Consider the following 19770-nt stretch of genomic DNA (forward strand, 5'->3'; position numbering starts at 1 on the left):
CTCGAAACATGCGCCGAGCAAAGATCGTCTGCACCCTGGGCCCCGCCACCGACTCGTACGACCAGATCAAAGCCCTGGTCGACGCCGGAATGGACGTAGCCCGCTTCAACCTCAGCCACGGCAGCTACGCCGAACACGAGGAGCGCTACCACCACGTCCGCAAGGCCTCCGACGAGACCGGCCGCAGCGTCGGCCTCCTCGCCGACCTTCAGGGCCCGAAGATCCGCCTCGGCCACTTCACCGAAGGGCCCGTACTCCTTGAACGCGGCGACACCTTCACCATCACGGTCGAGGAGGGCGCGCAGGGCGACCAGCGGTCCTGCGGCACCACGTACGCCGGACTCGCCTCGGATGTCACCGTGGGCGAGCGCATCCTCGTCGACGACGGCAAGGTCTGCCTGGAAGTCACGTCGGTGGAGGGCCCCCGGGTCCACACCCGCGTCATCGAGGGCGGCATGGTGTCGGACCACAAGGGACTGAACCTGCCAGGCGTCGCCGTCTCGGTCCCGGCGCTGTCCGAGAAGGACGAGGAGGACCTGCGCTGGGCCCTGCGCATGGGCTTCGACGTGATCGCCCTGTCCTTCGTACGGTCCGGCCGCGACATCGAGGACGTCCACCGCATCATGGACGACGCCGGGCGGCGAGTGCCGGTCATCGCCAAGGTGGAGAAGCCCCAGGCGGTCGAGGCCATCGACGACATCGTGGCGGCCTTCGACGGCATCATGGTCGCGCGCGGGGACCTGGGCGTGGAGATGCCGCTGGAACAGGTGCCGATCGTCCAGAAGCGCGCGATCAAGCTGGCGAAGCGGAACGCCAAACCGGTGATCGTCGCCACGCAGATGCTGGATTCGATGATCGAGAACTCGCGTCCGACGAGGGCGGAGGCGTCCGATGTCGCGAACGCGGTCATCGACGGCACGGACGCGGTGATGCTGTCGGGTGAGACGAGCGTGGGCAAGTACGCCGTCGAGACGGTCCGGACGATGGCGAAGATCGTGGAGGCGGCGGAGGAGGACATCCTCGCGAAGGGGCTGCCGCCGCTGACCGAACGCAACAAGCCCCGCACCCAGGGCGGTGCGGTCGCCCGAGCGGCGGCGGAGATGGGTGACTTCCTGGGCGCGAAGTTCATGGTGGCCTTCACCCAGTCAGGCGACACGGTCCGCCGTCTGTCCCGTTACCGGTCACCGATCCCCCTGCTGGCGTTCACTCCGGAGCCGGCGACCCGCTCCCAGCTCAGCCTGACCTGGGGTGTGGAGACGTTCCTCGGCCCGCAGGTCGACACCACGGACGCGATGGTGGACCAGGTGGACGAGCTGCTGTTGCAGTACGGGCGGTGCGAGAAGGGCGACGTGGTGGTGATCACGGCCGGTTCGCCGCCCGGGGTGTCCGGCTCGACGAATCTGGTCCGGGTGCACCACATCGGGGAGGACGACAGTCCGAAGTAGGGGGTGGGGTCGGTCAGTGCTTGGGGCCTACGTGGGTGTCCATGAGGGCTACTGAGGCTTTGCGGGCGATGGAGATGTTGCGAGCGTTCGCCAATTTCCAGTCGACACCCACTTGGTCAAGGGTGTCGGTGAAGAGCCGGATGATGTCCCCCGACAAGTTGGTGAAGAAGTACCGCGGGTACTCATAGCGTTTCCGCTCACCGGCGACGAGGCGGGTTGTCCAGTTGGTGATACGGCATCCGTCGGAGTGGATGAGGCCGCGGATGAACTCCCAGGGGTACGCGTCGACGATCTCCTGCTGCCAGGGTTCGAGGGCGATGGCGCGCTCGTGCTTCTTGCCGGGGCCGTGTTGGGGGAAGAGATTGGGCCAGTGGCGTGAGTAGCTGGTCACCATCCTGTAGCCCTCGCTTTGGACGGCGTAGACCCCAATGCCCGGGCGAACCTGGGTGATGGCTTCACGGCACTTCTGGATGAGGCCGGGCCAGGCGTCGGCGCACGCGATGCGGAGGTAGTAGCCGACGCTGCGCGGGTGTGCGCTGATGCAGCCGTCGCCCAGGTAGAGGCCCAGCAGGTAGGAGTAGGCCTGGTTGTCCGCGGGTGGTCCAGGGTCCGGGGATGCGATATGCGGTAGTGGCTCAAGGCGTTGCTGCCAGGACCGGATTGCGGCTCGTGAGATTCCCGTTTGCCGACTGACCGAATTCAGGCTGCGACCCTGTGCCACCAGTGCGAGGGCTCGCTTGCGTGTGCTGACGTCGTACATGCAGCCACTCTGTGAGAGTGATCGCGACGACACGCAGCAAAAAGCGGATGTTCACGAGAACGTGGACATCCGCTTTTAGGCGGCTCCTTGGAATCCAAGGAAAAGTGCCCCGAGTCGGATTCGAACCGACGCTGGATGGGTTTTGAATCCATGGCCTCTACCGCTGGGCTACCGGGGCCCACCTTCGATACGAAGGTCAGCGGTCACCCGCCGTGCTCCCACCTTACCGCAGCTAGGTACGCTCTTGTCAGCAGTACCCCTGCCCCTGAACGAGGAGCCCCCGTGACCGCCCCCGAGTCGCCCCAGCCCGTAGACGCGCCCGACGACGACAAGTCGCACGTGCCTCCGCTGACGACCCGTGTCGTCATTGCCGAGGACGAGGCCCTGATCCGGCTCGACCTCAAAGAGATGCTGGAGGAAGAGGGCTACAGCGTCGTAGGCGAGGCAGGCGACGGCGAGCAGGCCGTCGAGCTCGCCCGTGAGCACAAGCCGGACCTCGTGATCCTCGACGTGAAGATGCCGAAGCTGGACGGGATCTCCGCCGCCGAGAAGATCGCCGAGGAGCGGATCGCCCCGGTGCTGATGCTCACCGCCTTCTCGCAGCGGGACCTGGTGGAGCGGGCCCGTGACGCCGGTGCCATGGCCTACCTCGTCAAGCCCTTCAGCAAGAGCGACGTCGTGCCGGCGATCGAGATGGCCGTCTCGCGGTTCACGGAGCTCAGGGAGCTGGAGAACGAGGTCGCGGACCTGAGCCAGCGCCTGGAGACCCGCAAGCTCGTCGACCGGGCGAAGTCGATTCTCCAGACGTCCTACGGTCTGACCGAGCCCGCCGCGTTCCGGTGGATCCAGAAGACGTCGATGGACCGGCGCATGTCGATGCAGCAGGTCGCGGAGGCCGTGATTCAGGACGCCGACGAGAAGAAGGCCGACAAGGGCTGAGTTCGGCGCCCCCACAAAACGAAGGCCCGCGTCCCGGAGAAGGGGGCGCGGGCCTCGTCGTACATATGAAGGGCGTCAGTCCTCGCCGAGGTACGCCTTGCGGACGGACTCGTCGTGGAGGAGGTCCTGGCCGGTGCCGGACAGGACGATGTTGCCGACTTCCATGACGTGTCCCTGGTCGGCCAGGGAGAGGGCCGCCTGGGCGTTCTGTTCGACGAGGAGGATCGTCGTGCCCTGGGACTTGAGTTCGACGATGGTGGCCATGATCTTCTGCATCATGATCGGGGAGAGCCCCATGGAGGGCTCGTCGAGCATCAGCAGCTTCGGCTGGGACATGAGGGCGCGGCCCATGGCGAGCATCTGCTGTTCGCCGCCGGAGAGGGTACCTGCCGCCTGGTTGCGGCGTTCTCCCAGGATGGGGAAGAGCTCGTAGGCGCGCTGTATGTCCTTTTCGATGCCTTCCTTGTCCTTCCTGAGGAAGGCTCCGAGCTGGAGGTTCTCGAAGATCGTCAGGCGGGGGAAGATGTGCCGGCCTTCGGGGGAGTGGGCGAGTCCGAAGGAGACGATCTTGTGGGCGGGGACGCCGCTGAGGGGCTTGCCGTCGAAGAGGACCTTGCCGGAGGTGGGCTTCAGGAGGCCTGAGAGCGTCCGCAGGGTCGTCGTCTTGCCGGCGCCGTTGGTGCCGATGAGGGTGACGACTTGGCCGGCTTCGACGCTGAAGGAGATGCCTTTGACGGCTTCGATCTTGCCGTAGGAGACCCGGAGGTCCTCGACTTCGAGGAGTGCGGTCACTGGCCTTCTCCCTTGGTGCTGGTGGTGCCCGCTTCGGCCGCGTCGGCCTCGGCGGTTTCGGCCACGCCGGGGTCGCCTTCGAAGGGTTCGCCGAGGTAGGCGGCGATGACGCGTTCGTCGGCCTGGACGACCTCGGAGGTGCCTTCGACGAGTTTTTCGCCCTGGACGAGGACGGCGACGCGGTCGGAGAGGTTGAAGACGAAGCGCATGTCGTGCTCGATGAGGAGGACGGCGATGCCCATGTCGCGGATGGCGAAGACCAGCTCTTCGGTGGCTCGCGTCTCCTGGGGGTTCATGCCGGCCGTGGGCTCGTCCAGGAGGAGCAGGCCGGGTTCGGAGGCCAGGGCGCGCGCGATCTCGAGCTTGCGCTGTTCGCCGTAGGGGAGGTTGCGGGCGAGGTGGTCGCGCTTGGCCTCCAGGCCGATGAACTCGAGGAGTTCCATGGCCCGTTCTTCGCTGGCCTTCTCCGCCTTCTTGAAGCCGGGTCCGCGCAGGAGGGCGGACCAGAGGCCTTCCTTGGTGCGGGTGTGGCGGCCTACGAGGACGTTCTCGAGGACCGTCATGTTGGCGAAGAGGCGGATGTTCTGGAAGGTGCGGGCGATGCCGGCCTTGGTCACCAGGTGGGGCTTGGGGGGAAGGACGGTGCCCTGGTAGGTGACCGTGCCTTCGGTGGGGACGTAGAGGCCGGTGAGGCAGTTGAAGAAGGTGGTCTTGCCGGCGCCGTTGGGGCCGATGAGGCCGACGATCTCGCCTGCGTTGACGGTGAAGTCGACCGAGCGGACGGCGGTGAGGCCGCCGAAGCGCATGGTGACGTTGCGGGCTTCGAGTACAGGTGTGGTCATGGTGCTCACGCCCCCGCCTTGGTGACGGCTGCGGGTTCGCCGGTCAGCGTTGTTGTTTCCGGTACGTCGAGTTGGCCGGTCTCGTGGAATTCGAGTTGGCGTCGGCGGTTGGCGATGATGCCTTCGGGGCGGAAGCGCATCAGCAGGATGAGGGCGATGCCGAAGGCGAGCAGTGACTTGTCCTGGAGGAAGACGAGCTTCTCCGGGAGCAGGTACAGAAGTGCCGCGCCGAGGATGGGGCCTGCGACCGTGCCCATGCCGCCGAGGACGACCGCGGCGAGGAGGAAGGCCGAGTTGGGGGGTGTCGAGCCCGCGAACTGGTACGGCGTCGGGACGACGCTGTAGGTGACGTGGGCGCTGACGGTGCCGGCGAGGCCGGCGAGGGTGGCGCCGAGGGCGAAGGCGATGAGCTTGACGCGGAAGCCGTTGATGCCCATGGCGGTGGCGGCGGTCTCGTCCTCGCGGATGGCGATCCAGGAGCGGCCGATGCGGGAGTCGGCGGCGCGGGTGTAGACCAGGACCACGATGGCCATGATCAGCACCATGAGCAGGTAGTAGTTGGCGAAGCGGCCGAGGGTGAAGCCTGCTATGTCGTGGGCGTCGCCGAGGTTGAACCCGAAGAACTTGAGGTCGGGGATGGCCGGGATGCCGTTGGGGCCGTTGGTGAGGTCGGGGCCGGAGTCGCCGTCCATGTTGTTGACGGCGATGCGGAAGATCTCTCCGAAGCCGAGGGTGACGATGGCGAGGTAGTCGCCGCGCAGTCGCAGGGTGGGGGCGCCGATGAGGACACCGAAGACGAGCGATGCGGCGGCGCCGGTGAGGGCGGCGGCCCAGAAGGGGAAGTGGACGCCGGAGAAGCGGGAGAACTCGGAGCCGGAGACGAGGGCGGCGGTGTAGGCGCCGACGCCGAGGAAGGCGACGTATCCGAGGTCGAGGAGGCCGGCGAGGCCGACGACGATGTTGAGGCCCAGGGCGACGGTCCCGAAGATCAGGATGTTGACGCCGATGTTGGCGTAGTGGTCGTTGGTCTGGGTGAAGGGGAACGCGATGGCCGCGGCGAAGCCCATGGCGAGCGTGAAGCTGCGGTTGCGGGCGACGATGCGGGAGAAGCGGTCGTTGAGGCCGGCGGTGTGCATCGCCCAGACAGCGAAGACGACGACGATGAGGTAGCCGACGAAGAGTTCGCCGTACTCGGTGTCGATGCCGTAGGTGAAGACGGCCAGGCCGACGATGGTGGCGACGGTGATGATCGCGCGCTCGACCCAGGGGCTGAGGGGTGAGGGGGCGGGGATGCCGTCGGGCTTGGCGAGGTAGGCCTTGAGGTTGCCCTTGGCGCTCGCGGTGCGGGGCTCGGGGAGGGCGAAGGCGCCTATGACGGGGAGGAGGGAGGCGATGGCCGCGACCCAGCCGCCGGGTTCGAGGTTGGCGAGTCCGCCGAGTTCGGCGGCGATCGAGACGATCGTGTACCAGGTGACGCCGAAGCCGCCGAGTGCGGTGAGTACGAGGGGGGCGTTGTTGCGGGCGGGGATGAGTCCGCGCAGGCCGGGGACGTCGTACGCCGCGAGGGCGAACACCGTGATGAGGAGGCCGGCGATGAAGGTCAGCCACTGGAGGCCGCCGGGGTAGCCGCTGATGGTGAGGTCGCCGGGGAACTCGCTGGTCCAGGTCCAGGCGAGGAAGGCGGAGGCGGCGGTGGCGATGCCTCCGACGAGGAGGAGTGCGCGGGCCGCGGGGAGGGGCAGGGGGATCAGGCCGCGGGTGGTGGTGTCGGTCATCGTGATCACGCCCTGTCCGCTACGCGTTCGCCGAGCAGGCCTTGTGGCCTGACGAGGAGGACGATGATGAGCAGGCAGAAGGCCCAGACGTCCTTCCAGGAGCCGCCGCCGAAGAGGTGCATGCCGGGGATGTCGTCGATGTAGGCGGAGGCGAGGGTCTCGGCGACGCCGAGGACGAGGCCGCCGAGCATGGCGCCGTAGATGTTGCCGATGCCGCCGAGGACCGCTGCGGTGAAGGCCTTGAGGCCCATCAGGAAGCCCATGCGGTAGTCGATGCTGCCGTATTTCATGCCGTAGGCGACGGCGGCGACGGCGGCGAAGAAGCCGCCGATGGCGAAGGCGATCACGATGATGCGGTTGGTGTCGATGCCCATGAGCTGTGCGGTGTCCGGGTCCTGGGCGGTGGCCTGCATGGCGCGGCCGGTGCGGGACTTGCGGACGAAGAGGGCGAGGGCGGACATGCAGACGATCGCGGCGACGATCAGGAAGATGTCGGCGTCCTTGATGGTGATGGAGCCGATGTCGTGGGTGGCGTCGAGGCCGGGGAAGGCGACGGCGCGGTCCGCGTGCGGGTAGAAGTTGCGGACGACTTCCTGGAGGGCCAGGGAGAGGCCGATCGCGGTGATGAGCGGGGCGAGCCGTGGGGCTCCGCGCAGGGGCCGGTAGGCGAACCGTTCCGCTCCGACGGCGATGAGGATGGCGACGATGCCGCCGCCGATCAGCATCAGGGGGACGGCGAGGGCCATCGAGGTGCCGTCGGGGAGGATGTAGAAGTAGACCGTGAAGGCGCCGAAGGCCCCGGTCATGAAGATCTCGCCGTGCGCGAAGTTGATGAGCTGGACGATGCCGTACACCATCGTGTAGCCGATGGCGATGAGCCCGTACATCGAGCCTAGAAGCAGCCCGTTGGCCAGCTGCTGCGGCAGGGTGTTCACCGCGTGGCCTCCATTGTCGCTGGTGGTCGTGTGCACGTGTGGCGTGCTGGGGTGGGGTGTGGCAAGGGCCGCGCGGTCGGGGTCCCCTCCCGCGCGGCCCGTGAGTGGTGTTGCTGTGTGCTGCTGGGCCTGGACTAGCCGAGGTCGGCGGTGCCGGTCTTCACAGCCTTCCACGCACCCTTGGTGACCTGGTAGACGGTGAGCTGCTTGTTGGTGGTGTCACCGTACTGATCGAAGGCGACCTTGCCGGAGATGCCTTCGAAGTCGGACTTCTGGACACCGTCGACGACGGAGGAACGCAGGGCGTTGATGTCGCTGGGGACCTTGCCCGAGTTGGCGTCGACAGCGGCCTTCACGGCCTTGATGATGGCGGTGGTGGCGTCGTAGGAGTACGCGCCGTAGGCGCCGTAGTCACCCTTGTAGCCCTTGGACTTGTAGGTCTCGATGAAGGTCTTGGCCGCGGGCAGGGTGTCGGCGGGGACGCCGACGGCGGTCGCGAGGTCGCCCTCGGAGGTGGCGCCGGCCGTCTCGATGTAGGTGGAGGCGAACATGCCGTCGCCGCCGAAGAGCGGGATCTTGACGCCGGCGCCCTTGAGCTGCTTGGTGATCAGCGAGGACTCGTCGTACTGGCCGCCGTAGTAGAGCAGGTCGGCCTTGGCGTTCTTGATCTTGGTGACGAGGGAGCCGAAGTCCTTGTCGCCGGTGTTGATGTGGTCGGTGCCGACGACGGTGCCGCCGAGCTTCTTGAACTGCGCGTTGAAGATTTTCGCGAGGCCGGCGCCGTAGGTCTGCTTGTCGTCGACGACGAAGACCTTCTTCTTCTTGAGGCCGTTGTACGCGTAGTCGGCGGCGAAGCTGCCCTGGAGCTCGTCGGTGGTGGCGGTGCGGAAGTACGTCTTGTACGGCCGCTTCTTGTCCGTCTGCCAGTTCTTGCCCTGGGTCAGCTCGGGGTTGGTGTTCGAGGGGGAGATCTGGACCATGTTGGCCGAGGCGAACACCTGCTGCATCGTCTGGGCGACACCGGAGTTCAGGGGGCCGACGGCGCCGACGGCGGTCTTGTCACCGGTGATGGTGGTGGCGTTGGACTGGCCGGTGGCCGGCTGCGCCTTGTCGTCGAAGGCCTTCAGTTTGAAGGTGACCCCGGGGACGAGCTTGTTCTTGTTGGCGTCGTCGACGGCGATCTGGGCGCCGTACTGGATGCCCAGACCGGTGGTGGAGTTCTCGCCGGAGAGCGGAGCGTCCACGCCGATGGTGAGGGTGGTGCCACCCCCGCCGTTGCTGTCGCCGCCCTTGTCGTCACGGGAGCCGCAGGCGGTGAGTGTGAGAGCCCCCGTCGCCATGACGGAGGTCAGGATCACCATGGAACGTCGCACAATCATTCCTTTCCGCAGGCTCGCGCGCCCTGTTGGGTGCGGCTGGTGCCCGCGCTTTACCGAACTCCCGATGGAGCGGTGACTGGCCGTGACTCTAAGCCCGGTTTGCAGGCAGGGGCATCGCTGTGTGCGGGCTTGTGACTTTCTTGTTATGACGTGATGGATGGCGGGCTTCCGCCGTGGGGGCTCTCAACCGGTTTGGCGGAATATCCCCTCAGTCCGCATTTTGAGAACCTGCACTTCCGCTTGGCCGTCCGGGCTGTGGCGCGGATGTCGTGGCGCAGGCCTCCCGAAGGAGCCGGAAAAGGTCGCGGGAGTACGCCCGGCCGAAGATGAAGCTGTGATGCTGTATTGCGCGCGTGTTACGGAGCGTTACGTCAAGAAAGGGTAGGTCGGCATTCAGGGGCAGACCCGAGCAGTCGGAAACCGTTATCTCCACGGTGACGAGGCGTGTCGTGCCGGGGTGGACGGTGAAGGCGTCGGGCAGGGCGTGGGCGGTGAGGCCGGTGAAGGCGGCGCCGGTGACCTGGAGGGTGACGGGGGGCCCGCTGCCGACGTCGACGGCGAAGCGGAAGCGGCCGCTGGTGGGGTGGGTGCCGGGGGGTTCGGGGAGGTCGGCGGGCCCGAGGTACCGCCAGGCGGTGACGTTGGCGGGCCAGGGGACGGGGGCGCGGTCCGGCTCGGGGTGCTGGTCCTCGGAGAGGGCGCGGGGGACCAGAACTCCGGCCGCGAGCAGGGTAATCGCGGTGGCGGCCAGGGTGGCCCTGCGGACCCGCGGCGGCAGGCCGCGCCACCACACGCTCCAACGGTCCGTCAGCCGAGGCCTGTCGGCACCGATGACGTCGTAACTCTCCCCGCGATCGGGGGACTCGACGGGTTCGACGGGGCCGATACCGGTCATGGGAGAACGGTAGGGGAGGCGGGGGGCCGTGCCCAGTCGGTGACGGACCGGGGTCTGCCGGCGTAGCGGAGCGAGGGCAGGAGGCGGTGTCCCGTCCAGGCTGTACGGGCGGGCAAGCGGGAGGGCAGGCAGAGGGCAGCGGCCCCCAAAGGGGTGGGTCGGTGCCGTGATGCCGGCCCAGCCCCCGGGGCAGCTCCTAGCGGCCGGGGGCGTCTCGCAGGAGGCAGGTCAGGCGGGCGGTGCAGACGCGGCGCTCGTCCTCGTCGCTGATCACGATCTCGTACGTCGCGGTGGAGCGTCCCCGGTGCACCGGGGTGGCCACTCCGGTCACCACTCCCGAGCGCACCCCGCGGTGGTGGGTGCAGTTCAGGTCCACCCCCACCGCGATCTTGGAGCTGCCGGCGTGCAGCATGGAGCCGACGGAGCCCAGTGTCTCGGCGAGCACGGCGGAGGCGCCTCCGTGCAGCAGGCCGTACGGCTGGGTGTTGCCCTCGACGGGCATGGTGCCGACGACCCGCTCCGCCGAGGCCTCGACGATCTGCACGCCCATGCGGGTGCCCAGGTGCCCGGCGGAGAACATGGCGACGAGGTCGACGCCGAGCGCCGCGTACTCGTCGATGACCTCTTGAGGGAACGTGGCGTGCTGCTGCTCACCCATGGGCGGGCTCCGTTCGTCCTGGTCGCTACGACTGTCTGCGCTGAGCAAACGCTCAGTCGGTTGCCGATTGTTCCAGACGCACGACGACGGACTTGCTGGCCGGGGTGTTGCTGGTGTCGGCGGTGGCGTCCAGCGGCACCAGGACGTTGGTCTCGGGGTAGTACGCGGCCGCGCATCCCCGTGCGGTCGGGTAGTGCACGACCCGGAACCCGGGTGCCCGCCGCTCCACACCGTCCTTCCACTCGCTGACGAGGTCGACGTACGACCCGTCGGCGAGCCGCAGCCGGTCGGCGTCCTCGGGGTTGACCAGGACCACCCGGCGGCCGTTCTTGATGCCCCGGTAGCGGTCGTCGAGGCCGTAGATCGTGGTGTTGTACTGGTCGTGCGAGCGCAGGGTCTGCAGGAGCAGCCGGCCCTCGGGCAGCTCGGGGTACTCGACGGGCGCGGCGGTGAAGTTGGCCTTGCCGGTGGCGGTGGGGAAGCGGCGCTCGTCGCGCGGGGCGTGCGGCAGGGTGAAACCGCCGGGGCGGGCCACGCGCGCGTTGAAGTCCTCGAAGCCGGGGATCACGCGGGCGATGCGGTCGCGGATGGTGGCGTAGTCCTTCTCGAACTCCTCCCACGGCACCCGGCTCTCCTCGCCGAGGACCCGGCGGGCCAGCCGGCACACGATGGCGGGCTCGGACAGCAGTTGGCCGCTCGCGGGCTCCAGGCGGCCCCGGGAGGCGTGCACCATGCCCATGGAGTCCTCGACGGTCACGAACTGCTCGCCACTGCCCTGGAGGTCGCGCTCGGTGCGGCCGAGAGTGGGCAGGATCAGGGCACGCGCGCCCGTGACCGCGTGCGAGCGGTTGAGCTTGGTCGACACGTGCACGGTCAGCCGGGCGCGCCGCATGGCGGCCTCGGTGACGTCGGTGTCGGGGGAGGCGGAGACGAAGTTGCCGCCCATGGCGAAGAAGACCTTGGCCTCGCCGTCGCGCAGGGCGCGGATCGCGCGCACCACGTCGAAGCCGTGCTCACGCGGCGGGGCGAAGCCGAACTCCTTCTCCAGGGCGTCCAGGAAGGCGGGCGCGGGCCGCTCGAAGATGCCCATGGTGCGGTCGCCCTGGACGTTGGAGTGGCCGCGGACCGGGCAGACGCCGGCGCCGGGGCGGCCGATGTTGCCGCGCAGGAGGAGGAAGTTGACGACCTCGCGGATGGTCGGCACGGAGTGCTTGTGCTGGGTGAGGCCCATGGCCCAGCAGACGATGGTCCGCTCGGAGGCGAGCACCAGGGCGAGGGCTTCCTCGATCTCCTGCCGGGACAGGCCGGTCGCGGTGAGCGTCTCGTCCCAGTCGGCGGCGCGGGCGGCCTCGGTGAACTCCTCGTAGCCGTGGGTGTGTTCGCGGACGAAGGCCTCGTCGACGGCCCCGTCCGTCTGAAGGATCAGCTTGTTGAGGAGGCGGAACAGGGCCTGGTCGCCGCCGATGCGGATCTGCAGGAACAGATCGGTGAGCGCGGCGCCCTTGACCATGCCCTGCGGGGTCTGCGGGTTCTTGAAGCGCTCCAGACCGGCCTCGGGCAGCGGGTTGACGCTGATGATCTTCGCGCCGTTCGCCTTGGCCTTCTCCAGCGCGGAGAGCATGCGGGGGTGGTTGGTCCCCGGGTTCTGTCCGGCGACGATGATCAGGTCGGCCTGGTAGAGGTCGTCGAGCAGGACGCTGCCCTTGCCGATGCCGATGGTCTCGCTGAGCGCCGAACCGGACGACTCGTGGCACATGTTGGAGCAGTCCGGCAGGTTGTTCGTGCCGAGCTCGCGGGCGAAGAGCTGGTACAGGAACGCGGCCTCGTTGCTGGTGCGGCCCGAGGTGTAGAAGACCGCCTCGTCGGGGGAGCCGAGGGCGGCGATCTCCTCGGCGATGATGTCGAAGGCACGCTCCCAGGTCACCGGCTCGTAGTGGGTGCCGCCCTCGGGGACGTACATCGGGTGGGTGAGCCGCCCCTGCTGGCCGAGCCAGTAGCCGCTTCTGGTCGCGAGGTCGGCGACGGGGTGCGCGGCGAAGAACTCGGGGGTGATCCGGCGCAGGGTGGCTTCCTCGGCGACCGCCTTCGCGCCGTTCTCGCAGAACTCGGCCGCGTGCCGGTGCTCGGGCTCCGGCCAGGCGCAGCCGGGGCAGTCGAAGCCGTCCTTCTGGTTGACGCGCAGCAGTGTCAGCGCGGTGCGCTTCACGCCCATCTGCTGCTGCGCGATCCGCAGCGTGTGGCCGATGGCGGGCAGTCCCGCCGCCGCGTGCTTCGGTTCGGTGACCTGCGGAGCGTCCTGAACCGGATCACCCTTGGGCGGCTTCGTGGCCATCGGACTCTCTCCTTCGCACACACCTGTGAGGTACGTCTCCGATCCTCGCACGCGCCGGTGACAACGGCGTTTGCCGGGTTCGGGGGAGACGACGGCAGAGGTTGCGGCTTCCGTGCCGTCGGCGGCGGGCGGGTCTGAGTGTCAGTGGGGCGTGGCAGGATCGGGGGCGTGGCAGAGACAGCAGCGAAGAAGACCGACAACAGCCCCGGCGGCAGCCGCCCGCGCCTGATGCTCATGGACGGGCACTCGCTGGCCTATCGCGCGTTCTTCGCGCTGCCCGCGGAGAACTTCACGACCGCGACCGGCCAGCCGACGAACGCGATCTACGGCTTCGCGTCGATGCTGGCCAACACCCTGCGCGACGAGGAGCCCACGCACTTCGCGGTGGCCTTCGACGTGTCCCGCAAGACCTGGCGTTCCGAGGAGTTCACGGAGTACAAGGCCAACCGCTCCAAGACCCCGGACGAGTTCAAGGGCCAGGTCGAGCTGATCGGTGAGGTCCTCGACGCGATGCACGTCTCGCGCTTCGCGATCGACGGCTTCGAGGCCGACGACGTGATCGCCACGCTCGCCACACAGGCCGAGGCCGAGGGCTTCGACGTGCTGATCGTCACCGGCGACCGCGACTCCTTCCAGCTGGTCTCCGAGCACACCACCGTGCTGTACCCGACGAAGGGCGTCTCGGAGCTGACCCGGTTCACCCCGGAGAAGGTCTTCGAGAAGTACGGCCTGACGCCCGCCCAGTACCCCGACTTCGCGGCCCTGCGCGGCGACCCGTCCGACAACCTCCCCGGCATTCCCGGCGTCGGCGAGAAGACCGCCGCGAAGTGGATCAACCAGTTCGGCTCGTTCGCCGAGCTGGTCGAGCGCGTCGAGGAGGTCAAGGGCAAGGCCGGGCAGAACCTCCGCGACCACCTGGAGGCCGTCAAGCTCAACCGCCGCCTCACCGAGATGGTGCGCACGGTGGAACTGCCGAAGACGGTCGTCGACCTGGAGCGCGCCCCGTACGACCGCAAGTCGCTCGCGATGATCCTCGACACCCTGGAGATCAGGAACCCCTCCCTGCGGGAGCGGCTGCTGGCGGTCGACCCGGGCGCCGAGGAGGCCGAGGGGGCCCCGGTCGCCGCGCCCGGAGTGGCGGTGGACGGCACGGTGCTCGGCACCGGTGAGCTGGCCGGCTGGCTCGCCGAGCACGGCGCGCGGCAGCCCCTCGGTGTCGCCACCGTCGACACCTGGGGTCTGGGCACCGGCTCGGTCGCCGAGGTCGCGCTCGCCGCGGCCGACGGGGCGGCCGCCTGGTTCGACCCGTCCGAGCTGGACGAGGCCGACGAGCGGGCGTGGGTCGCCTGGCTCTCCGACGCCGAGCGGCCCAAGGTGCTGCACAACGCCAAGGGCGCCATGCGGGTCTTCGCCGAGCACGACTGGAGTGTCGCCGGCGTCACCATGGACACCGCGCTCGCCGCGTACCTCGTCAAGCCGGGGCGCCGGTCCTTCGACCTGGACGCGCTGTCGCTGGAGTACCTGGGCCGGGAGCTGGCGCCCCCGGCCGCGGCCGACGGGCAGCTCGCCTTCGGCACGGACGACGGGGCCGAGGCCGAGGCGCTGATGGTCCAGGCGCGGGCCGTGCTCGATCTGGGCTCGGCCTTCGAGGGCCGCTTGGCCGAGGTCGGGGCCGCGGACCTGCTGCGGGACATGGAGCTGCCCACCTCCGCCCTGCTGGCGCGCATGGAGCGGCACGGCATCGCGGCCGACCGGGCCCACCTGGAAGCCATGGAGCAGATGTTCGCCGGGGCGGTCCAGCAGGCCGTGAAGGAGGCGCACGGGGCGGCCGGGCACGAGTTCAACCTCGGCTCGCCCAAGCAGCTCCAGGAAGTCCTCTTCGGCGAGCTCGGCCTGCCGAAGACGAAGAAGACGAAGACCGGGTACACGACGGACGCCGACGCGCTCGCGTGGCTGGCGACCCAGACGGACAACGAACTGCCGGTGATCATGCTCCGGCACCGCGAGCAGGCCAAGCTGCGGGTGACCGTCGAGGGCCTGATCAAGACGATCGCCGCGGACGGCCGTATCCACACGACGTTCAACCAGACGGTCGCGGCGACGGGCCGACTGTCGTCCACGGATCCGAACCTCCAAAACATCCCGGTCCGCACCGACGAGGGGCGGGCGATCCGGCGCGGGTTCGTGGTGGGGGACGGCTTCGAGTCCCTCATGACCGCGGACTACAGCCAGATCGAGCTGCGGGTGATGGCCCACCTATCCGAGGACGCGGGGCTCATCGAGGCGTTCACCTCGGGGGAGGACCTGCACACCACGGCCGCGTCGCAGGTGTTCGCGGTCGAGCCCGGTGCGGTCGACGCGGAGATGCGGCGGAAGATCAAGGCGATGTCGTACGGGCTGGCCTACGGGTTGTCCGCGTTCGGGCTCTCGCAGCAGCTGAACATCGAGGCGGGGGAGGCGCGGGCGTTGATGGACGCGTACTTCGAGCGGTTCGGCGGGGTGCGGGACTATCTGCGGCGGGCCGTCGACGAGGCGCGGGCCACCGGGTACACGGCGACGCTCTTCGGGCGCCGGCGGTATCTGCCCGACCTCAACAGCGACAACCGTCAGCGGCGTGAGGCGGCCGAGCGGATGGCGCTCAACGCGCCGATCCAGGGGACGGCGGCGGACATCGTCAAGATCGCGATGCTGAAGGTGGACGGTGCGCTGCGGGACGCCGGGCTCGCCTCGCGCATGCTGCTCCAGGTCCACGACGAAATCGTGCTGGAGGTTGCGCCGGGGGAGCGGGGGGTCGCGGAGGAGATTGTGCGGCGGGAGATGTCGGACGCGGTGGATCTGCGGGTGCCGTTGGGGGTGTCTGTGGGGGATGGGGCGGACTGGGAGTCCGCAGCGCACTAGCCTCCGGCGGTTGGGCGGGTTCTGGTGCGGGTTCGGTGGGGGCGGGCGTTTTTGCGCAGTTCCCCGCGCCCCTGATGCCTGCGGCGGCCTGCCCGGCTCCGGTGGGGGCTTGTGTAGCGCGTGCGGGGCGGGGGAAGGTGTCGAACGGCCCGTCGTGGCGCGTGAGGTGGCGTACGGTCCCGTCCTGGCCGGCGTGACTGCAACCCCCTAGGGGCGCGGGGAACTGCGCGACCAGCCACGACGGACCCGCAGCCGCGCCACAACCGAACCTGGTACCCCCATCGGCGCCCGGCCCAAGCCCAGCGCAGCTGCCCGCGGGGAACTGCGCGACCAGCCACGACGGACCCGCAGCCGCGCCACAACCGAGCCCGGTACCCCCATCGGCGCCCGGCCCAAGCCCAGCGCAGCTGCCCGCGGGGAACTGCGCGACCAGCCCCCACGCACCCGCACCCGCCCCACAACAGGACCGGCACCCCCCTAGGCGCCCCGCCCAAGCTCAGCGCAGCGTTCGTCACTCGCGTGGACCCCAGCCCGCGCCCTCGTCCCGCCCCCCGGCCAGGATGCCGTCATGGGTATACGCATGCTTCACCGCCGGGCGGCCCCCGGACGGACGCAGGCACCGGTGTACGCCGGGAAGGCCCCGTCCGTACGTCCCCCGGTTCCGGCCCACGCGGCCGCCGCAAGCACCGCCCGCATTCCCTTCGACCTGGCGACACTGCTGCGCAGGGCGCTAGCCAGGGCGGCAGGCCCCCGCATCCCGGTCCGCGTCGGCAGAGGGCTGCGGCGCGCCGCCGCGGAGCTGCGGCACCGCGTCAGCCGCCGCGACCGGGACGCCATAGAGCGGTGGGCCGAGCTGGCGCTCAGTTATCTCTCGCTCGCCCTCACCCTGCTGCCCCGGTCCCGTCCGATGCCCACCATGACGGTGTTCGTCGCGGCCGCGGACGCCGTCAGCGAGCGAGCGGGAGACCGGTCTCTTCCCGGGCGTCGGACACCGGGGCCGGGCGCCACAGCCTGACGCCTGCGGCGTACAGCAGTACCCCGACCACCAGGCCGGCGCCCGCGCCGAAGCAGAGGGCCGGGATCAGTTCCCAGGGCTTCGCGGTGGAGCCCCAGTAGGCCCACCACCGCGAGGCCCGCTGCAGCGCGGCCACCGTCATGCACCCGCCGATCAGGGCCACGGCCCACCCTTTGTCCCGCACCGACAGAACGGGGACACCGGACGGCTCGGCCGCCGCGGGTGCCCGGCGCAGCGCGTGCACGCAGAACACGGTGATCACCACCGCGGCCAGCGCCGAACCGCCGTACTGGAGATACCAGTACAGAGGGGACCCGGCCACTTCCCGGCCCAGGACGGGGAACAGCCGCATCCCCCACCGGTCGTGATGCGTGAACGCGTCCCACACGACATGGGTCAGCGCTCCGACGGCGGCGGAGGCGTACCAGCGCGCGGCCAGTGCCGTACGCACGCGTGCGCGTGGCGTGCCGCAGCGCAGGAGTGTCGCCACTCCGCCCTGTCGCCCTCGTGGCAGCAGGGCCACGAGCGGTTCCCGCAGCAGCAGCCACAGCCACACCAGCGCCCAGGCGACGAGCACGTCGATGGTGAAGACGCCCGGGAAGGAGTGCGTGACGGTGCCGAACTCCATCGCCCCGGGCACGACACTTGCCGCGTAATAGGTCATGTCGGGTGCGAAGGATCCGGCCACGAGGACGGCCGGAACCAGTCGGCCCCGGCCTGTTCCGTCGGCGCGCACAGCGGGCAGCACCGCCGCCGCATGGCTCAGGGTGAACGGCAACGGGGCTCCTCGTCGCGGGTGTTGGCCGGGCGACGGCCCGGGTGATCGGTGCCCTCCAGTATGGGCGACGCGGGCCCGCACCGATCGAACATGGCCAACCGGTGAATACCGGGCACGAACCGGTGTCCGAGGAAGGGAAGTTGTCGTAGGGTCACACGGGTCACCGCGCTGGGGAGCTCGAACGTGCGACTCAGGAATTACCGCGCGTCACAGGGGCAACCTCAAGGGCGGTTCGACTGTCTCAACGGGACGAGAGCGACAGACGGAGAAGGGCGCTCAGGCGTCCACAGGAGGGGTTCACTTTATGGCGGCGCAATTCGGCAGGAGGCTTCGCAAGGGAGCGGTGACCACCGCCGTGGCCGCGGCCGCGGTCGCGGCACTGTCCGCCTCCCAGGCCCCGGGGGCCACGGTCGACGACCACGGCAGATCCACCGCCGCCGATGCCCAGCCCTCTCCCGACGCGACCGCCGATGACAGCGGCGCGACCGGCAACTCGCCGTACTACACGGACCTGCCGCCGCTGAACACCCCGAGCCCCGCGCCGACCGACGGCACCTCCACCGTCTCTCCGGGCGAGTCCGAGGCGGGCATACCCGCGACCGTTCTCGACGCCTACAAGAAGGCCGCGGCCGAACTCCAGGGGTCCAAGCCCGGCTGCAATCTGCCCTGGCAGCTGCTCGCCGCCATCGGCCAGGTCGAGTCGGGCCAGGCCCGCGGCGGCCGGGTCGACGCGGCCGGCACCACCACCTCCAAGATCCTCGGCCCGCAGCTCGACGGCAACGGCTTCGAGCTCATCAAGGACACCGACAAGGGTGCCTACGACGGCGACACCGCCTACGACTCGGCCGTCGGGCCCATGCAGTTCATCCCGTCCACCTGGGCGTGGGCCGGCCGTGACGGCAACGGTGACGGGGTGAAGGACCCGAACAACGTCTACGACGCCGCTCTCGCCACCGGTCACTACCTGTGCCGCTACGACTGGGACCTGTCGGACAGCGGCGACCTGGACAAGGCGATCCTCAGCTACAACCCCTCGCGGCACTACGTGAACACGGTCCTTTCGTGGCTGGAGTACTACCGCAAGGGCACCCACGAGATCCCCGACGGCACCGGCACCGTCCCGGGCAACCGCAGCGACGGCGGGACCGGCGGCGGCTCGACCACCTCGCCGTCCCTGCCCTCGACTCCGAGCGCGCCGCACCACCCGTCGAAGCCGAGCACGCCCGGCTCTCCGCACCCGACCCCGCCGTCGACCACCCCGCCCCCGTCGGGGACCCCCACCACTCCGCCCACGTCCCCTCCGGCCACCCCAACCCAGTCAGTGGACCACCTGGAGGACTCGGGCACCGCGAAGCTCACCGCCATGGCGGGCGACGCGTTCGCCGAGAAGATCAGCACCAAGGCCGAGAACGCCGCCGGCAAGGGTGTCGCCAAGGTCCGGATCCGTTTCACGATCGTCGGCGACACCGACGCCACCTTCACCGGCGGCGAGAAGGTCGCCACCGCGCTGACCGACAGCTCCGGCGTGGCCACCGCGCCCGCGCTCCAGGCGGGCGAGACCACCGGCGCCTTCACGGTCCGCGCCACCCTCATCGGCCGTACCGTCACCGGCCCGGACTACCCGGCCACCGTGACCCAGCGCGTCGCCGACACCCTCGTGCGCACCAGCGACACCGCGCTGACCTGCACCCCGGGCGGACAGTTCGCCGACGCGGTCCAGGTCAAGGCCACCTACAAGGACGCCGTCGCCGACAAGGTCGGCGCCACCGCCACCCTGATCAAGTCGGCCGACGACGCGACCGAGAACGACAAGGGCCCCTACTTCAAGGACGCCGACGGCAAGACCGTCCGCACCCTCACGGGCCTCACCACGGACGCGGACGGCCTGCTGAAGCTGCCGCAGCTCTACGCCGACGACACCACCGGCACCTTCCTGCTCCGCATCACCACCGCGGGCGGCGCGACGCTCGACGTGACGCTGACCGTGGCGGCCGCCACGGACACCTCCCCGAGCCCCTCGCCCAGCCCCAGCGCGAGCTCGTAGTAGACGAACCCACCGGGAGGGCGTCCTTTCCGCTACGGCGGACAGGGCGCCCTTCGCCGTGCGCGAGCTGTTCTCATCTCGCCCACCCGTTGCTACGGTGCCGGACCTGACGATGTATCAGTTTCGGTGCCGGGAGGTGGACATGCGTGCCCTGATCGCCGCCGCGACCGGTCTCGCCCTCGCGTTCGCGCTGGTCCTCACCATCACCGCTCTCGGCACGCCGACCGGCAAGACGTCCCCGAAGCCGCTGCTGACCACGGTGCCCGCGCACCCGTGACCCCCG

16 protein-coding genes and 1 tRNA gene are annotated in these 19770 nt (G+C 69.5%); 6 read left to right on the forward strand and 11 right to left on the reverse strand.

The annotated features are described in order from the left end of the window. Nucleotides 1-8 precede the first annotated feature (8 nt). Nucleotides 9-1445, forward strand: coding sequence for a pyruvate kinase (pyk, locus tag RKD20_RS33035; RefSeq protein ID WP_424880898.1), 1437 nt, complete (start codon nt 9-11; stop codon nt 1443-1445). A 13-nt stretch (nt 1446-1458) separates the two neighbouring features. On the opposite strand, the gene RKD20_RS33040 is transcribed toward pyk, so the two are convergent. Together RKD20_RS33040 and RKD20_RS33045 are read right to left on the reverse strand one after the other, a co-directional pair. Next, entirely contained in the window at nt 1459-2205 is a 747-nt protein-coding gene (locus RKD20_RS33040; RefSeq protein ID WP_424880899.1) for a helix-turn-helix domain-containing protein, read from the reverse strand. Between the two features lie 105 nt (nt 2206-2310). After that, nucleotides 2311-2383: transfer RNA gene (locus tag RKD20_RS33045), tRNA-Leu, on the reverse strand. A 104-nt stretch (nt 2384-2487) separates the two neighbouring features. On the opposite strand from RKD20_RS33045, the gene RKD20_RS33050 reads away from it, so the two are divergent. Continuing rightward, the gene (locus tag RKD20_RS33050; RefSeq protein WP_424880900.1) at nt 2488-3144 is read left to right on the forward strand and encodes an ANTAR domain-containing response regulator; all 657 of its coding nucleotides are present in this window, start codon (nt 2488-2490) and stop codon (nt 3142-3144) included. Nucleotides 3145-3219: 75 nt separating this feature from the next. On the opposite strand, the gene RKD20_RS33055 is transcribed toward RKD20_RS33050, so the two are convergent. From RKD20_RS33055 to RKD20_RS33090, 8 genes are all read right to left on the reverse strand, one after another. Next, nucleotides 3220-3936: an ABC transporter ATP-binding protein gene (locus tag RKD20_RS33055; protein WP_020119994.1), complete on the reverse strand. Its 717-nt coding sequence runs from the start codon at nt 3934-3936 to the stop codon at nt 3220-3222. Then, entirely contained in the window at nt 3933-4778 is an 846-nt protein-coding gene (locus RKD20_RS33060; protein ID WP_424883378.1) for an ABC transporter ATP-binding protein, read from the reverse strand. The genes RKD20_RS33055 and RKD20_RS33060 overlap by 4 nt, the downstream gene beginning before the upstream one ends. A gap of 5 nt (nt 4779-4783) precedes the next feature. Beyond that, nucleotides 4784-6553: a branched-chain amino acid ABC transporter permease gene (locus tag RKD20_RS33065; protein ID WP_424880901.1), complete on the reverse strand. Its 1770-nt coding sequence runs from the start codon at nt 6551-6553 to the stop codon at nt 4784-4786. A gap of 5 nt (nt 6554-6558) precedes the next feature. Next, entirely contained in the window at nt 6559-7488 is a 930-nt protein-coding gene (locus tag RKD20_RS33070; RefSeq protein WP_424880902.1) for a branched-chain amino acid ABC transporter permease, read from the reverse strand. A 134-nt stretch (nt 7489-7622) separates the two neighbouring features. Next, complete coding sequence (locus RKD20_RS33075; protein ID WP_424883379.1) at nt 7623-8849, reverse strand: branched-chain amino acid ABC transporter substrate-binding protein; 1227 nt, start codon at nt 8847-8849, stop codon at nt 7623-7625. Nucleotides 8850-9075: 226 nt separating this feature from the next. After that, nucleotides 9076-9762, reverse strand: a complete 687-nt coding sequence (locus tag RKD20_RS33080; RefSeq protein WP_424880903.1) for a hypothetical protein — start codon at nt 9760-9762, stop codon at nt 9076-9078. 196 nt (nt 9763-9958) lie between these two features. Beyond that, on the reverse strand, nt 9959-10420 hold the full coding sequence (locus RKD20_RS33085) for a PaaI family thioesterase (RefSeq protein WP_424880904.1): 462 nt from the start codon (nt 10418-10420) through the stop codon (nt 9959-9961). Nucleotides 10421-10472: 52 nt separating this feature from the next. Continuing rightward, on the reverse strand, nt 10473-12752 hold the full coding sequence (locus RKD20_RS33090) for an FdhF/YdeP family oxidoreductase (RefSeq protein WP_424880905.1): 2280 nt from the start codon (nt 12750-12752) through the stop codon (nt 10473-10475). A gap of 168 nt (nt 12753-12920) precedes the next feature. Between RKD20_RS33090 and polA the strand changes: the two genes are divergently transcribed. Together polA and RKD20_RS33100 are read left to right on the forward strand one after the other, a co-directional pair. Then, entirely contained in the window at nt 12921-15650 is a 2730-nt protein-coding gene (gene polA / locus RKD20_RS33095; protein ID WP_424880906.1) for a DNA polymerase I, read from the forward strand. 568 nt (nt 15651-16218) lie between these two features. After that, a complete protein-coding gene (locus tag RKD20_RS33100) occupies nt 16219-16665 on the forward strand; it encodes a hypothetical protein (RefSeq protein ID WP_424880907.1) in 447 nt (148 codons plus the stop codon). Here RKD20_RS33100 and RKD20_RS33105 read toward each other — a convergent pair. Continuing rightward, nucleotides 16598-17443 carry a DUF4184 family protein gene (locus tag RKD20_RS33105; protein ID WP_424880908.1) on the reverse strand — a complete coding sequence of 282 codons (846 nt, stop codon included), beginning with the start codon at nt 17441-17443 and terminating at the stop codon, nt 16598-16600. The two genes, RKD20_RS33100 and RKD20_RS33105, sit on opposite strands and share 68 nt — an antisense overlap. A 304-nt stretch (nt 17444-17747) precedes the next feature. Between RKD20_RS33105 and RKD20_RS33110 the strand changes: the two genes are divergently transcribed. Next, a complete protein-coding gene (locus RKD20_RS33110; protein WP_424880909.1) occupies nt 17748-19487 on the forward strand; it encodes a lytic transglycosylase domain-containing protein in 1740 nt (579 codons plus the stop codon). A 142-nt stretch (nt 19488-19629) separates the two neighbouring features. Further along, entirely contained in the window at nt 19630-19764 is a 135-nt protein-coding gene (locus tag RKD20_RS33115; protein WP_107405601.1) for an SPW_0924 family protein, read from the forward strand. Nucleotides 19765-19770 lie beyond the last annotated feature (6 nt).

Origin of the sequence: Streptomyces sp. SLBN-8D4, assembly GCF_049739545.1 — a bacterium.
GTDB lineage: Bacteria > Actinomycetota > Actinomycetes > Streptomycetales > Streptomycetaceae > Streptomyces > Streptomyces canus_C.